General features: G+C 65.8%; 15 protein-coding genes. 14 read left to right on the forward strand and 1 reads right to left on the reverse strand.

Annotated elements, in window-relative coordinates; all coding sequences use genetic code 11:
• Positions 1–2 precede the first annotated feature (2 nt).
• The 4 genes from ACESNG_RS12700 (at position 3) to ACESNG_RS12715 (ending at position 4,105) form a co-directional block, all read left to right on the forward strand.
• Positions 3–962 (forward strand): aspartate carbamoyltransferase catalytic subunit, encoded by a 960-nt coding sequence (locus tag ACESNG_RS12700; protein WP_373069243.1) that lies wholly within the window; start codon positions 3–5, stop codon positions 960–962.
• A complete protein-coding gene (locus ACESNG_RS12705) occupies positions 959–2,245 on the forward strand; it encodes a dihydroorotase (RefSeq protein ID WP_373069245.1) in 1,287 nt (428 codons plus the stop codon). Before ACESNG_RS12700 ends, ACESNG_RS12705 begins: the two co-directional genes overlap by 4 nt.
• A 19-nt stretch (positions 2,246–2,264) precedes the next feature.
• Positions 2,265–2,963, forward strand: a complete 699-nt coding sequence (locus ACESNG_RS12710) for a class II aldolase/adducin family protein (protein ID WP_373069247.1) — start codon at positions 2,265–2,267, stop codon at positions 2,961–2,963.
• Between the two features lie 116 nt (positions 2,964–3,079).
• Positions 3,080–4,105, forward strand: coding sequence for a hypothetical protein (locus tag ACESNG_RS12715; protein ID WP_373069249.1), 1,026 nt, complete (start codon positions 3,080–3,082; stop codon positions 4,103–4,105).
• 82 nt (positions 4,106–4,187) lie between these two features.
• On the opposite strand, the gene rpsT is transcribed toward ACESNG_RS12715, so the two are convergent.
• Entirely contained in the window at positions 4,188–4,433 is a 246-nt protein-coding gene (gene rpsT / locus ACESNG_RS12720; RefSeq protein WP_373064242.1) for a 30S ribosomal protein S20, read from the reverse strand.
• 265 nt (positions 4,434–4,698) lie between these two features.
• On the opposite strand from rpsT, the gene ACESNG_RS12725 reads away from it, so the two are divergent.
• From ACESNG_RS12725 to ACESNG_RS12770, 10 genes are all read left to right on the forward strand, one after another.
• Positions 4,699–5,358: a site-2 protease family protein gene (locus ACESNG_RS12725; protein ID WP_373064240.1), complete on the forward strand. Its 660-nt coding sequence runs from the start codon at positions 4,699–4,701 to the stop codon at positions 5,356–5,358.
• 7 nt (positions 5,359–5,365) lie between these two features.
• Positions 5,366–6,115 carry a ScpA family protein gene (locus ACESNG_RS12730; protein ID WP_373064238.1) on the forward strand — a complete coding sequence of 250 codons (750 nt, stop codon included), beginning with the start codon at positions 5,366–5,368 and terminating at the stop codon, positions 6,113–6,115.
• Positions 6,090–6,644 carry an SMC-Scp complex subunit ScpB gene (gene scpB, locus ACESNG_RS12735; protein ID WP_373064236.1) on the forward strand — a complete coding sequence of 185 codons (555 nt, stop codon included), beginning with the start codon at positions 6,090–6,092 and terminating at the stop codon, positions 6,642–6,644. The genes ACESNG_RS12730 and scpB overlap by 26 nt, the downstream gene beginning before the upstream one ends.
• Positions 6,641–7,762, forward strand: coding sequence for a pseudouridine synthase (locus ACESNG_RS12740; protein ID WP_373069251.1), 1,122 nt, complete (start codon positions 6,641–6,643; stop codon positions 7,760–7,762). Before scpB ends, ACESNG_RS12740 begins: the two co-directional genes overlap by 4 nt.
• Positions 7,763–7,857: 95 nt before the next feature.
• A complete protein-coding gene (locus tag ACESNG_RS12745) occupies positions 7,858–8,832 on the forward strand; it encodes an AAA family ATPase (protein WP_373064232.1) in 975 nt (324 codons plus the stop codon).
• Between the two features lie 5 nt (positions 8,833–8,837).
• Complete coding sequence (locus tag ACESNG_RS12750; RefSeq protein ID WP_373069253.1) at positions 8,838–9,884, forward strand: DUF58 domain-containing protein; 1,047 nt, start codon at positions 8,838–8,840, stop codon at positions 9,882–9,884.
• On the forward strand, positions 9,884–10,990 hold the full coding sequence (locus tag ACESNG_RS12755; protein WP_373064228.1) for a hypothetical protein: 1,107 nt from the start codon (positions 9,884–9,886) through the stop codon (positions 10,988–10,990). Before ACESNG_RS12750 ends, ACESNG_RS12755 begins: the two co-directional genes overlap by 1 nt.
• The gene (locus ACESNG_RS12760) at positions 10,987–12,048 is read left to right on the forward strand and encodes a VWA domain-containing protein (RefSeq protein ID WP_373064226.1); all 1,062 of its coding nucleotides are present in this window, start codon (positions 10,987–10,989) and stop codon (positions 12,046–12,048) included. The genes ACESNG_RS12755 and ACESNG_RS12760 overlap by 4 nt, the downstream gene beginning before the upstream one ends.
• A 32-nt stretch (positions 12,049–12,080) precedes the next feature.
• Positions 12,081–13,742: a VWA domain-containing protein gene (locus ACESNG_RS12765; protein ID WP_373069255.1), complete on the forward strand. Its 1,662-nt coding sequence runs from the start codon at positions 12,081–12,083 to the stop codon at positions 13,740–13,742.
• Positions 13,743–13,744: 2 nt separating this feature from the next.
• The coding region (locus ACESNG_RS12770) for a BatD family protein (protein WP_373069257.1) at positions 13,745–15,261 on the forward strand (1,517 nt) is incomplete at its 3' end.

The raw sequence follows: 15,261 nt of genomic DNA on the forward strand, positions 1-15,261 counted from the left end.
CGATGGCTGGCCCCCTCGGCAAGGATCTCCTCGGACTGGCGCCGCTCTCGGCCGATCAGATCCGCCTCGTGCTCGACACCGCGGTCCCGTTCCGCGAAATCTCCGAGCGGGCGATCAAGAAGGTGCCGACACTGCGCGGCGCCACGATCGTCAACCTGTTCTTCGAAGCATCCACGCGCACACGCATCTCGTTCGAGTTCGCCGAGAAGCGACTCAGCGCCGACACGGTCAATGTCGCGTCTGCAAACTCGAGCGTCTCGAAGGGCGAAACACTCGTCGACACCGCACGCAATCTCGAAGCGATGAAGATCGACATGGTGGTCATTCGCCATGGCGCATCCGGAGCGGCGCAGTTCCTCGCTGAACGCATCGAGTCGAATGTCATCAACGCCGGCGACGGCACGAACGAGCATCCCACGCAGGGCCTGCTCGATATCCTGACGTTGCGCAATCATCTCGGTGACCTCACCGGTCGTCGCATCTGCATTGTCGGTGACGTGCTCCACTCGCGCGTCGCCCGCTCCAACATCTGGGGTCTCACCAAGCTCGGCGCGGAAGTCGCGGTGTGCGGTCCGCGCTCTCTGCTGCCCAACGCCATCGGCGAGATGGGCGTAACGGTGTTCGATCGTATCGAAGAAGCGGTCGAATGGGCCGATGCCTTCAACGTCCTGCGATTGCAACTCGAGCGCATGCAGGCTGGTTACATCCCTTCGTTGCGCGAATACAACCGCGTGTACGGCGTTACCCGTGCGCGGCTCGAGAAGGCGCCGCGCGATATCCTCATCCTGCACCCTGGACCGATGAATCGCGGCGTGGAAATCGATAGCGACGTGGCCGACGGACCACACTCGGTGATCCTCGATCAGGTCACCAATGGCGTGGCGGTGCGCATGGCCGTGCTGTATCTGCTGGCCGGCGGTAAGCCGGAACTCGCCGAAGCGGCGAAGAAGGGCGTCATATGAGCCGGGACCTGCTGCTGCGCGGCGGACGCATCGTCGATCCGTCGCAGGGAATGGACACTGTCGGCGACGTACTGCTGCGCGACGGACGGGTGGAAGCGTGCGGCAGCGGCATCGGCACACCAGACGACGCCGACGTCATCGACGTGAGTGGACTGGTCGTTACACCCGGCATGATCGATGTGCACATCCATCTGCGCGAACCGGGTCGTGAAGACGTCGAGACCATCGCCACCGGCGCACACAGTGCTGCCGCCGGCGGATTCACCGGCGTCTGCGCCATGCCGAACACCAAACCCGTCACCGACAATCAAGCCGTCGTCGGATTCGTGAAGCGCCAAGGTGAAGCCGCTGGCTTCGCACGCGTATACCCATACGGCGCCATTTCGGTGGGGCAGAAGGGGGAGACGCTCGCCGAAATCGCGGAGATGGCCGGCGCCGGCGCCGTCGCCTTCAGCGATGACGGCAGGCCCGTGGAAAGTGCGCAGCTCATGCGCACGGCGCTCGAGTATGCGCGGGCCTTCAACGTGCCGATCGCCGAACACTGTGAAGACATGACGCTCGCTCGCGGTGGTAGCATGAACGAAGGTATCATGAGCGCGAAGCTCGGTCTCAAGGGCATCCCGCCCGAAGCCGAAGAGATCTACGTCATTCGCGATATTCTCCTCGCCAAGCGCACCGGTGGTCACATCCACCTCTGCCATCTCAGCACGAAGGGCTCGGTGGAGCTCGTGCGCTGGGGCAAGGAACGCGGCATCAACGTCACGTCGGAAGTGTGCTCGCACCACATCTCCCTCACCGAGGATGCGGTGGAAGGCTACAACACCAACGCCAAGATGAATCCGCCGCTGCGCACCGCGGCCGATGTCGAGGCCCTGCAGCAGGGACTCGCCGACGGCACCATCGATCTGCTCGTCACCGATCATGCGCCACACCACTACGACGAGAAGGAACGCGAGTTCGCCGATGCGCCCAACGGTATCGTCGGACTCGAGACCGCACTCGGCATCAACTGCACGTTCCTGCTGCATCGCGGCATCATGACCATGTCGCAGATGGTCTATGCGATGAGCTGCAAGCCCGCGAAGGTATTTCATCTGCCGGGTGGTACACTCGCGCGGGGCAGCCTTGGCGACGTCACCGTGTTCGATCCGAATCGCACCTGGACCGTCAATCCGAAGGCGTTCAAGTCGAAGGGACGTAACACGCCCTACGGCGGCCACCAGCTCACCGGACAGGCCCGACTCACCGTCGTCGGCGGTCGCGTCGTCTATCGCGCCGACTGAGCAAACAGTGGAGCAAGCCGTGCTCGACGCGCAAATCATGCTGGCCGCCGCCTGCCGCCGACTGCATGCGCGCGGACTGCTGGCGGGTGCGGAGGGGAACCTCTCCTGCCGGCTCTCCAACGGTGATCTGCTGGTAACGGCTAGCGGCGTCGACAAAGGCGCCATCGACCACATTCACGTGCTCCGGGTGCACGCCGACGGCACACTGTGTCACGAGGAACGAGGCGACGCGCCTCCGGGTGACCCCCCGGCGCGTGACACGGCGCGCCGCCCCTCGTCGGAATTGGGGATGCATCTCGCCTGCTATGCGGCCCGCGCCGATGTGCAGGCGATCGTGCACGCCCATCCCCCGGCAGCCACCGGATTCGCCGCAGCGGGGATTCCTCTGCCGGCCGACGTCTTACCGGAGTTGCCGGTCGTGGTAGGGCCGATTGCGCTGGTGCCCTACGGGCGTCCCGGCACGCCGGCTCTCGCCGACGCCATGCGTCCGTTTCTCGCGGCGCATGACGTGTTCCTGCTGGCGAATCACGGGGTAACAACGGTCGGCCGATCGATCGAGGATGCTTTGCTGCGAATGGAAACCGTGGAGCAATCGGCGCGGATTCTCGCGATCGCGCACTTACTGGGTGGTGCACGATCGCTTCCGCCAGCTGAAGCGTCTGTGCTTGCTTCTATGCATCCCCGATACGAGGATGCATCACGGGAGAAGAGGGCCTGACGGAAGATTGCGACCTGGATCACACTTGGTCGTGATTCACCTCAGCCATATTCGTCTGGTTCGTACCTGGAATCGATTTGTTGAGTCAGCGCCCTCACATGACGGAGTTTCACGCAGTGTCCATCGACGAAGTCCGGTCGCTCGTTGCCGAGCGGCAACGCTATGATGACTGGTTGACCGCGCTCGACGCGCGTCGCGCGGAGACGCCGAGTCGCGTATTCGACCGCGTGCACGGTGATTACGTCGCGCGTCGCGAGGCCGTCACGACGCAGCTGCGCGAGCACGTCGGCGCGCTGTCGGCGCACGGCGATGACCTCGACGGCCGTTTGACTGCGCTCGAGGCCGAACTGGCTACGCTCGAAGACGAACGCATCGAAGCGATGCTACGTACCGCCGTCGGTGAATACGACGACGATCACTGGGAAGTCGTGCGTCAGGATGTCGAAGCGAAGATTGGCTCGCTCGGCGCGCAGCGTGGCAGCCTGCTGGCCGAGGTCGACGAGATTCGCACGCTCCTCGCCAGTGCGAGCAGCGAGCCGCCGGTTCACGTGCCAGACGTGCCGATGGTCGACGTGCCCGTCGAGCCGATGGCGGAGCAGGTGGTGGAGCCGATGGCCCCCGTGGACATCCCCTTCGATGCCACGCCGGATGTGATGTCGGATGTCATGTCCGACGTGCGCCTCGTAACCGAGATGCCGGAGCTGATACCTGAAGTGGTGGCGGAGCTGGTGGCGGAGCAGCCCTCGACCGAGTTCGACGATGCGCTGGCCCTGTTCGCGGACACCACGGGGACCCCGGATTCGACTTTTGCTCGGTCGCTTGAGGGCATCGAGGTCGAACTCGACGTGCATGGCGCCTCGTCGATGTCGGCGCCGTCAGCACCGCGGACCAACACCGCGACGGCCGTGTCGAAGCCGTTGACAGTGCCGGTCGATGCCGGCGACGGATTCGACGATCTCGCGTTCCTGCGATCGGTGATCGATCCCACGCCCGCCAGCTCGTCACCGAGTGTGTCGTCGGTGCCGACCGCGGCGCCGATCAAGGAACCCCTCAAGACCTTGCGCTGCACCGAGTGTAGCACGATGAACTTGCCCACCGAGTGGTACTGCGAACGGTGTGGCGGAGAGCTTGCCGCGTTCTGAACTGTTCTGAGGCTGGCCAAGGCGGGTGGCAACGAAAAAGGGCCGGACTCAGTGAGTCCGGCCCTTTTTCGTACAACGTAAATCACGCGGCCTTGTTTGCGGCCTTCGCCATCTTGCTCTTTTGACGAGCAGCGGCGTTAGGATGAATGAGGCCCTTGCGCGCCGCACGATCAAGCAGCGAAACCGCAGACAGGCGATCATCGGCACCAGCGGCGGCGAGCTTCGCCCGCTTCACGGCGGTACGCAGCGCCGAACGCTGCGCGCGATTGCGCACCGCAGCCGCACGCGACTTCCGCAGGTCTTTCTTCGCGGACTTGATATTCGGCACGGGAAACTCCCCAGCAGGTAAGATCGGTAAGTACGAAAACGACAGTCAGTTGGGGCGGCGCCCCAGGCCACTGCGGACAGACTGGGAAACATATCCACAACGATGCCGCCGGTCAAGAACCACTGGCGTCTCCGGCCACACCCGCCGCTTTGACACCCGACCAGCGCTGGACTACCTTCCGATTCCTACTTGCTTGCATTCGCGTCCTGCGTGGTCCTGACGCCCCTTCCCAATCGCCGCTGCGGTGGATTCTACTCAACAACTCGTGCTCATCGCACCCGTGCTGCTCTTCTCGATGGTCGCCCACGAGTATGCGCACGGCTATGCGGCGTTCAAGCAAGGGGATATGACGGCGTATCAGCTCGGGCGCCTCACGTGGAATCCCCTCAAGCACATCGATCCGTTCATGACCATCATCCTCCCGGTCATGCTCGCACTTATCGGCGCGCCCATCTTCGGCGGAGCCAAGCCGGTCCCCGTCAATCCGAGCAACTATCGGAACTACCGACAGGGCGACATTATCGTTTCCTTGGCCGGAGTGGCGACCAACGTGCTGATTGCCATCCTGATCGTGCCGCTCATCATCGGTGTTGGGCTGATCGGGCAGTATCTTCCCTCGTTGGTTCGACCCCTTGGCGTGCTGCAACAGATGCTCGCCGCCGGTATCTTCGTCAATCTGATTCTCGCGGCGTTCAATCTGATCCCGATTCCGCCGCTTGATGGATCGCACGTCTTCAAATATCTGCTGCCCCCGAAATGGTCGCTGCAGTATCAGCGCCTCGGCGGCGTCGGTCTGCTGTTGCTCTTCGCTGTGCTTTCGTTTGCCCGGCCGCTCGTGAACATCTGGCTGGCTCCCGCGTACCTCCTGCGGGCGCTGGCCGAGCAGTTCTACTTCCCGTACATGCTGCCCAACCCCTTCGCGTGAAGGCCGCGTGATCGCTCCGAAATTCCGCAGCGCCGACAATCTGGCGCCCTCCTTTGTCGTTGAGCTGAGCCACTTCACTGGCCCGCTCGATCTGCTGCTGTCGCTCATCCGCGACGAGCAGCTCGACATTTACGACATCCCGGTCGCCCGCATTGCGGAGCAGTTCCTGGCGCGCATCAGCACGCTCGGACTCGACGAAGCGGCCGATTATCTCGAGATGGCTGCGCGTCTGCTGCGCATCAAAGCGCAGATGCTGCTGCCGCGGGCCGATGGTGAGGAAGCGTGGGAAGATCCCCGCGCCGAACTCGTGCGCCGATTGCTCGAGTATCAGCAGATGCGCGAAGTCGTCGATCTGCTCGAACATCGCGGCGAAGGGCGTCGGCACCAGTTCCCGCGTCGTTGGGTGCCGCCAGCGGCCGATATCACGCCGCTCAACGCCCCGTTGTCGCTCTCCCTCGGGGAGTTGCTGGCGGCCGTCGATCGGGTACTGCGCACCACCAAGGAGCCGGCGCTGCACGAGATCATTCCGCGTGCCCTCGACGTGGGTGGTGCCATGCTGACGGTCCGCGCGGTGCTCGCCATGCGTCGCTCCGCCCGCTGGTCCGATCTGGTTGGTCGTGACGCCGAGCCCTGGCAGATCCTGTCGGTGCTGCTCGCGTTGCTTGAAATGGCGAAGCTTGGTGAGCTGCGGATCGCGCAGCATCACGCCTTCGCCTCTGTGGAGATCCATCGTGACGCCGTTAGCGAAGCTGCTTGAAGCCGCCCTGTTCGCCGCCCCGCGCCCCATTCCCATGGAAGCGCTGGCGGCGTTGGACGTGGAGTCGAGTCCCGCCGCCGTCGCGGCGGCGCTCGATGAATTGCGCGAGCACTACGACATCGATGGACATGGCGTCGAACTGGTCGAGCAGGGAGGCGGTTGGCAGATTTTAACGCGCGCCGAGTTCGCCGAGGCCATCGAGCGCGCCCAGGTCGCCGTGCGGCCGCAGCGACTGTCGGCGGCCGCCCTCGAAACACTTGCCATCATTGCGTATCGCCAGCCTATCGGCCGCGCTGAAATTGAAGAAATCCGCGGTGTCGCCGTGGGATCCGTGCTGAAGTCGCTCCACGAGCGCGGGCTCATCGACATCGTTGGGCGCAGCGAGGGCGTCGGCCGTCCGCTGCTGTACGGAACCACCTCTCAGTTCCTCGAGCAGTTTGCGTTGCGACACCTGGAAGAACTCCCGCGCGCCGATGAGTTGGCGATCGCCCTGCGTGGCGCCGGTAACACAGCCGTCGTGCCGGAGTGACGAAGCCCCCGAAGAAAACCGCCGCGGAAAAGAAGGGCGAGTACCGGCGCGGGACGCAGAAGAAGACGCCGAAGGGCCCGTCGGCCCGCGGGGCCGCCGCTCGTGCGGCCAACGAGAAGCGCGGGGTGCCGTCGGTCGCCAAACCAAAGCCGCCGCGCGAGCGCAGCGCCCGCGATGCCGTCGCGCTTGAAAAGCCGGTGGCAAAGCCGGTGGCGAAGCCGGAAGACGCGCGGGCCGCGCGCCCAAAGCGCGATCGGAGCGACTCTGGCTCCTCCAAGCGTCGCCCGATTGAACAGCACACCGCCCCGCCGCGCGCGCCGGGTAGCAAGCCGCGCGCGCCCAAGGCCGCCCCGCCGCCCTCGAAGGCCGGTGGCACCGTCAAGGCCGAGCGCGAAGGCCCTATGCGCGTGCAACGGGCTCTTGCCCGCGCCGGGGTCGTCTCGCGTCGCGAAGCCGATCAAGCCGTCGCCGACGGTCGCGTACAAGTCAACGGGGCCGTCGCCACGATCGGCCAGGTCGTCGATCCGAATCGCGATCAGATCATGCTCGACGGGACGCCCGTGGTCACGCGCATCACGTCGCACACGTGGATCGTGCTCCACAAGCCGTCCGCCGTCATGACCACCCGCAAGGACCCCGAGGGACGCACCACCGTGTTCGATCTCGTGGATGATGTCCCGGGACTCGTGTACGTCGGACGCCTCGACTTCATGACAGGGGGTGTGCTGCTGCTCACCACCGACGGCCGCGCGGCCCATGCGCTCACCCACCCCAGCAACGAGGTGGAGCGCACGTACGTCGCCACGGTGCGCGGTGACGCCGTCACGGCGGCCAAGGTCGCCCGTCGCGGTGTCCAACTCGAAGACGGCTTGGTCGTCCCCCGGGAAGTGGTCGCCAGTCCGCTCGGCGGACGTCGCTGGGCCTTGGAAATCACCATTGCCGAAGGCAAGACACACGAAGTGCGTCGCCTCTGTGATGCGCTCGAACTCGAGGTGGAGCGCCTCGTGCGGACGCAATTTGGTCCGGTGCGCCTGGGCGATCTGCCACCGGGCGGGGCACGAGCCCTCAACAGCACTGAGCGTGAAGTACTCGAAGCCCTCATGGTCGCCGGCCGCTAGGGCGGTGGCCATATGAGGGGCCCCAAGAGGGAGCAGACCGGACGCTGTCGGGTATGCTCGACGGAACGAGCCACCAACAAGAGGAGCAGTAGATCGTGACCACGAGCGTTGCCGCGTCGCAGGACGCGGCGCTGGTGCAGGGTGTCCTGCACGAAGTCGCCAAGCGAATCGTCGGGCAGGAGTACATGGTGGAGCGCTTGCTCATCGCGCTCCTCACTGGCGGTCACGTGCTCCTCGAGGGCGTACCGGGGCTCGCCAAAACGCTCACGGTTCGCACGCTCGCCGAAACGGTGCGCACCAGCTTCCAGCGTATCCAGTTCACGCCCGACCTGCTGCCCGCCGACGTCGTCGGCACGCAGATCTTCGATCAGCCCACCGGCGAATTCCGCGTCAAGCACGGGCCGATCTTCGCCAACATCATCCTCGCCGACGAAATAAACCGCGCGCCGGCCAAGGTGCAGGCCGCCTTGCTGGAGGCAATGCAGGAAAAGCAGGTCACGATCGGTGGAACCACCTATAAACTGGCCGAGCCGTTCCTCGTGCTCGCCACGCAGAATCCGATCGAACAGGAAGGTACATACCCGCTGCCGGAAGCGCAGGTCGACCGCTTCATGATGAAGCTCCGCGTCGGCTATCCCACGCGCGCCGAGGAAAAGGAAATCCTCCGTCGCATGGCAGGCGGTGAAAGCATCGTGGTCAATGCGATTGCGTCGCCGGAAGAATTGCTCGACGCCCGTCGTCGCATCTCCGAGTTGTACATGGACGAGCGCATCGTGGACTACATCGTCGATCTGGTACACGCCACGCGCTCGCCGGCTGATGTCGGCGCGGCCGACTTGCGCCCGCTTATCGAGTTCGGCGCGTCACCGCGCGCCACGATCTCGCTCGCTCAGGCCTCCCGCGCGCACGCCTTCCTTCGTGGCCGCGCCTTCGTCACGCCCGACGACGTCAAGAGCATTGCCCCGGATGTGCTCCGCCACCGCGTCCTGACGTCGTTCGAAGCCGATGCCGAAGGCGTCACCAGCGACACCATCGTTTCGCGTCTGCTCGCCGTCGTCGAAGCGCCCTGATCGCCGTGGCGAAGTCCGACGCATCGCCGCACCCCGGCACCACGACAATCGTGTCACCCCTTTCGGTGGCACCGGCTGAAGTGCTGCGGCAGGTGCGTCGCATCGAAGTGCGCACGCGGCGGCTGGTCGACTCGCGTTTCGCCGGTGAGTACCGCTCGCTGTTCAAGGGCCAGGGCATGGAGTTCGCCGAGGTCCGCGAGTACCAGCCCGGCGACGAGGTCCGCTCCATCGACTGGAACGTGTCGGCCCGCATGGGACGCCCCTTCGTCAAGCGCTACGTCGAAGAGCGCGAGCTCACCATCATGCTCGTCGTCGACATGTCGGGCTCGTCGCGCTTCGGTACGCGCGCGCACTTCAAGCACGAACTCGCCATCGAGATGGCCGGCGTGCTCGCCCTCGCCGCCACGCGTAACAACGATCGCGTCGGCTTGCTGATGTTCTCCGATCGGGTCGAACACGCGTTGCCGGCGCGCAAGGGACGCAAGCACGCCTTACGCTTGATTCGCGATCTCATGACCACCAACCCGGTCGGTCGCGGGACGTCGGTGGCCGTCGCGGTCGATCGACTCATGCGCCTGCTGTCGCACCGTTCGGTCGTCTTTTTCGCATCCGACTTTCTCGCCGATGATCTCGAGAAGCCGCTGGCGCGACTGGCGCAACGGCACGACGTGATCGCCGTGACGCTCGAAGATCCGTCGGAGCGGGTGCTCCCCGACATCGGCCCGGCGCGATTGCAGGATCCCGAATCCGGCGCGGTCGTCGAGATCGACACGTCGCACCCGTCCGTGCGCGCGGCCTTCGCCACGCAGGTCTCCACCGACGATACGCTGCGTCGCAAGCTGTTCGGACGACTGGGACTCGACGAGATCGTGGTGCATACGGAGCACGGCTACGTGGATGCGCTGCTCTCCTTCTTCCGCGCGCGGACCCGTCGTCCGCACGGCGCCGTACGCACCGGACCGCGCGGTGCGATGGGTGATGCAGCCGGAACGGCCGCCCCGGTGCGCGCGCCGAACGCAACGGTCTCCGTGGCCGATCAGCGGAGCCGCTGATGTTTCTCGCATGGCGTAATTCGGCGCGGATGGTCGCGCTGAGCGCGCTCCTTCTCGCGTCGCGTCCGGCCTTGGCCGTCGCGCAGGCATTGCCGCAAGCATCGCCGCCGGTGTCGCCCAATGTGCTGACGCCATCCACGGGATCGCGGGTCAGGGCCGGCTTGCTGGTGCGCCCCGACACCGTCGAGGTGGGCGATCCGTTCACGCTGATCGTGACCGTCGTCGTCCCCGACGGCGCGCGCATCGAATGGCCCGCGATCGACGACACCACGGCGATGGTCGTGAGCCGCGAGCCCACGAAAGTCACGCAGGAATCGTTGAACACCGGCGGTCGCACCGAACGCGCCGAATATGCCTTGGCGGCCTGGAACATCGGACCGCTCCCGATCGGCCTGAAAGATGCAATCGTGCGCTATGGCTCGACCACGTTCAAGGTGCCGCTCAACGAGGCCAACGTGTTCGTGAAGTCTGTGCTGCCCGGCGACTCCTCGATGCACAAGCCCAAGCCGCCGCGCGATCTCTTTCTGCGCGTCGTGCCTTGGTGGCAGCGCTGGTGGCCGGCGCTACTGGTACTGGCCGCGCTTGCGTTACTCTGGTGGCTCCTCAAGCACCGCCGGAAGCGCGAGGGTGCAACGCCGCACGCCGCACTCGATCCGTATGCGCGCGCCGTGCACGACTTCGAGCGGTTGGACCGGCTCGCGTTGGCTGACGCCGGTGAGCGCGGACGCTACGTCGCGCTGGCCATCGACGTGGTGCGCACCTATCTCGCCCTGCGCAATCGCTCGGCCGTGCTGTCGCTCACCAGCTCCGAGTTGATCGGTGCCGTAACTAATGACGATCGCGTGCCGCGCGATCGACTCATCTCACTGATGGCCGACGGCGACGGTATAAAGTTCGCCCGTCGCATCGTGTCCCGTACGCGTGCCCGCGAGCTGGCCCTCGATGCGCGCGCTGTCGTCGATCACATCGAGGCCGCCGAACGCGCCCGTCGTGCCGCCGAAGAAGCGGTGCGCGCCGCCGCCGCGAAGGCCGAGCGCGACGCCAGGCAGAAAGACGAAGACGGCGCACGTCGCAAGTCGCGTCGCCCCAAGGCGGGGGCGACATGAACCGCACACTCGATCGGTTCCGTGAGTTCATCAGCGAGTTCAGCGGCTCGATGAGCCCTGACGCGTGGTCGATCTTCGGCATCAACTTCGCGCACCCTGCGTTCCTGGCGCTGCTGGTGTTGTTGCCCCTCTGGTCGTGGTGGCGTCGACGCGCCGCGCCACAGCGTGCGATCCCGTTCTCCCGCGCCTCCGTACTCGCCCTCGGCCCGCAACCGTCCCTTGCCTGGGTGCGCTGGTTGCCGTGGCTGCGAACGTTGGCCTTGGCCGGGTTCATCCTGGCCGCCGCGCAGCCGCGATCCGGCGCGCGGGCCGAGCGCGTCACCAGTGAAGGCATCGATATCGCGCTCGTCGTCGATATCTCGAGCTCGATGCTCGCCGAAGACTTTCAGCCGCAGAACCGTATCGAAGTCGCCAAAGAGAAGGTGAAGCGGTTCGTCGTTGGTCGGAAATCGGACCGCGTGGGACTCGTCGCGTTCTCCGGTGAGGCGCTCACGCAGGTGCCGCTCACCACCGACTACCCCGTGGTGCTCGCGGCCATCGATAATCTGCAAGTCGGCCAGCTCGAAGACGGCACCGCCATCGGTACCGCCATTGCCACCGCGGCCAACCGCCTCCGCACTGCGCCCGGTCGTTCACGCGTGATGGTCTTGCTCACCGACGGTGAGAACAACCGTGGCGCGATCGATCCACGCACGGCCGCGCAGGCCGCCGGCGCTTTCGGCATTCGCATTTACGCGATCGGCGTCGGCAGCGAAGGGATGGCCGCTGTGCCGGTTGGACGCGGCCTCTTCGGTTTGCGCTATGAGAATCGCCCCGTGAAAATCGACGAGGCGCTCCTGACCGAGATCGCTGCCAACACGGGTGGTCGCTATTTCCGCGCGAAGGATGCGCAGGCGCTGCAACGCATCTACGAACAGATCGACACGCTCGAGCGCTCGCTCGTCGAGGCCCGCGCCTACATCCGGTACACCGAGCGTTTCCGATGGCCGCTGCTGTGGGGCATTGCGGCCCTCCTCGGCGAACTCGCGTTACGCGCGCGGCGCGGCGTGCTGCCATGAACCCCAGCACGCTCCCGCCGCTTATTTTCGACATGCCTTGGCTACTGCTCGCCGCCGTGCTGTTGCCGCTGGCCGTGTGGTGGATGCGATCGGTACGCATGCGTCAGCGCCGCGTCCGACTCGCGCGCTACGCCGAGTCATCGGCGCTGCGTCGTCTGGTCATGATCACCGACCCCGACGAACGCGGACGCACCGTCCGGCTTATTCTCGTTGCATTTCTCGCGGGGCTTGCCCTGTCGGGGCCGCGCTGGGGACTCTCGCACGGGCCGGTCAGCGCGCGCGGCATCGACATGGCGATCGCCATCGATGCGTCGCTGTCCATGATGGCGCCCGATGAGCGTCCGTCCCGCTTGGAACGAGTGAAGCAGGAGGTCCGTCGGTTGCGTGCCATGTCGCAAGCCGATCGCGTAGCGTTGATCGCTTTTGCCGGACGGAGCTACATCCTGACGCCGCTCACCAGCGACGATGGCGCCATCGAACTCTTCCTCGACAATCTCGATCCGTCTGTAGTGGGGCAGGCAGGAAGCTCGATCGCCCGCGCGATTCGTCAGGGTACCGAGCTGCTGTTGGCCAGCGACGGCAGTGCCGACCGCGCGCTCGTGCTCATGACCGATGGTGAAGCGTTCGAGCCCGCCGAAGATGTGCAAGCCGCCGCCACCGAAGCCGGCGTGAAAGGTGTCAGTCTCGTGACCGTGGGTTTTGGTACCACACAGGGCAGCACCATTCCCGTGCAGGATGGCTCCGTCACCCGCGAGAAGCGCGACGATGAAGGCAAGGTGGTGATCACCCGCTACTCGTCCGAGCTGTTGGAGGCCGCGGCCAAAGCTGCCGGTGGCACCTTCATTCCCGCCGAAGCCTCCGACAAGGCCACCCGCGTGCGAGGCGCCTTGCGCTCCTTGCGCACGGCGAAGCGAAAGGTGGATTCGCGTGAAGATCACGTGCCGCGCTTTTTGTGGCTGTTGCTCCCCGCGCTGGCCCTGCTCGCCTACGACACCTGGTTGCTTACGCGCCGGCGTACGGCGAATGACACGGCCAATGCCATCCCGAGCTCGGCGATGCCGCCGGCCGCGCTCCTACTCATGTTTGTGGCACTTCCTGTCGCGCTGGTCTCGTGCAAGCAGGCACCCGACCCGGCGGCGCTCTTTGCTGCAGGCAACGTTGCCGCGGCCATCGCCGGATTCCGCGCACAGATTGCCAATGGCGACACGACGGTGCGTACGCGCTACAACCTGGGCACCGCCCTTATCGGTGCGGACTCACTCAGCGCTGCCGCCGAGCTGCTGGAAATGGTGCGACGTGAAAGTGATGGCGAAACGCGAATGCGCGCCCGTTTCAATGCCGGCTACGCGTCGCTGGCGATGGGTCGGACCCCGCAGAATCCTGAAGCCGAGGCCGCGTTCGCCGCCGCGCGCGCGGCGTATCGCGCGTTTCTCACCGAGCGACCCATCGACGCCGATGCGAAGTGGAATTACGAGCTCGCGCTCCGCAAGCAGCCGCCGCCGCAGGGCGGTGGCGGCGGTGGCGGCGGTGGTGATTCGAAGAACGACAAGCAGGATGAACAGCCGCAGAACCAGGGCGGTCTCGATCAGAAGCAAGCCGAAGCCTTGCTGAACAGCGCGGCACGCGAAGAGCGCGATGTGCAGGGACGGAAGCAGCGCCAGGGTCGCACACCGCCTGGAGGCAAGGACTGGTGAGCGTGAGATCATTTCTGCGCGGCCTCGCGGCGCTCGTGCTCGCCATTGCCGCGCACACCACCGCAACGGTGCTGCAGTCGCAGCGGTCACCATCGCCGACCGCCATTCTTGATCGACTGCAGGCCAATGGCAATCGGCCGATCGACTTTCACGCGGCCACGTTTCCCGACACCGTATATGTCGGACAGCAGGTCACGTACCAGGTCGCGGTGCTGCTCAGCGAGTCGGCGCGTGCGCGGCTGCGTCGTAATCCGGAATTCCTGCCCCCCGAGTTGCGCGGCCTGCTGGCTTACGAGCTGGGCACGCCGCGGCGCGTGCCGCCACAGAACTACGGAGGCAGCGTGTTCGAAGCGCACGTCTTCCAGCGCGCGCTCTTTGCCGTGGCATCGGGAACGCAAATGGTGCCGGCGCCACAACTCAGCTACACGCTTCCGCAGTCGTCCAGCTACTTCAGCCGCGAAGAACGCTTTCTGGTACGGGCCGAGAGTGCGCAGCTGGTTGTGAAGGCGCTGCCCGACGACGGGCGGCCGCGAGACTACACGGGCGCCGTCGGTGTCTTGCGTGCGTCGGTACGACTCGATTCTTCGACGGCTCGCGTCGGCGATCCGCTGGTGCTCACCATGCGTGTGGGAGGCACCGGCAATGTGAAACTGCTGCCACGTCCGGTGCTTGAAGTTTCCTGGGCCTCCACGGTGCCGGGTACCGAGCGCGTGAGCGTGGATACCAGCGGTGCCTTCGTGCGCGGCTACAAGGAATTCGATTGGATTCTCACGCCGACACAGGCGGGGCAAGTCGAGCTACCCACGTTGCGTTACAGCTACTTCGATCCGTATCGCGGGGAGTATGCATATGCGGAAACGGCGCCGAGCGCACTCTCGGTAAACGACGGGACCCTCGCCACGGCCGCGGAGAGCGACAACGTGTCGGTAGTGCCGCTCCGCCGGTGGCGTGGCGCGTCGGCCTCCTCGCTGGCGGAACGGCTGGTGGCGTGGCGACTGGCCTTGATGGTGGTGCTCCTGCTGGCGCCGTTGCCGTGGATCGTGCTCGCCGTCCGATCGCTGTTCGGCAAGACGCGTCGCTCCCGCGTTGACGCGAGCGCGAGTCTTCCGCGCGCAGCCGTAACGCAGGCAGCGACCGACGACGCCGGTGATCATGCACGCTATACGCGACGTACGCTGCTCGGTGCGCTCGCGCAGCGGTTGAAAGTGTCGCCGCAAGAGCTCGTCTCGCGGCGTGACGTCGCACGTACGGTACGTCGCCGTGGCGTAACACGCGATACGACCACGGTGCTGCTCGCGTTGCTTGACGAACTCGCGGTGCAGGGATTCAGCGACGTGGCATTGCCGGGTGCCCGCCGCGACGAGCACGCCACGCGCGCTGAGAGTGTGCTCGCACGCATTGACGCCGAAGCCGTCACGCACGCGCGTACCATCCGATCGGCGCGGCATGCACAGGCGCGCTTCGCCCTTTTCCTGGCGCTGGGGGCTGCGGCGTTCGCCACGCAGCCTCGCCGTGCCGC

It is taken from the genome of Gemmatimonas sp., assembly GCF_041689975.1.
GTDB lineage: Bacteria > Gemmatimonadota > Gemmatimonadetes > Gemmatimonadales > Gemmatimonadaceae > Gemmatimonas.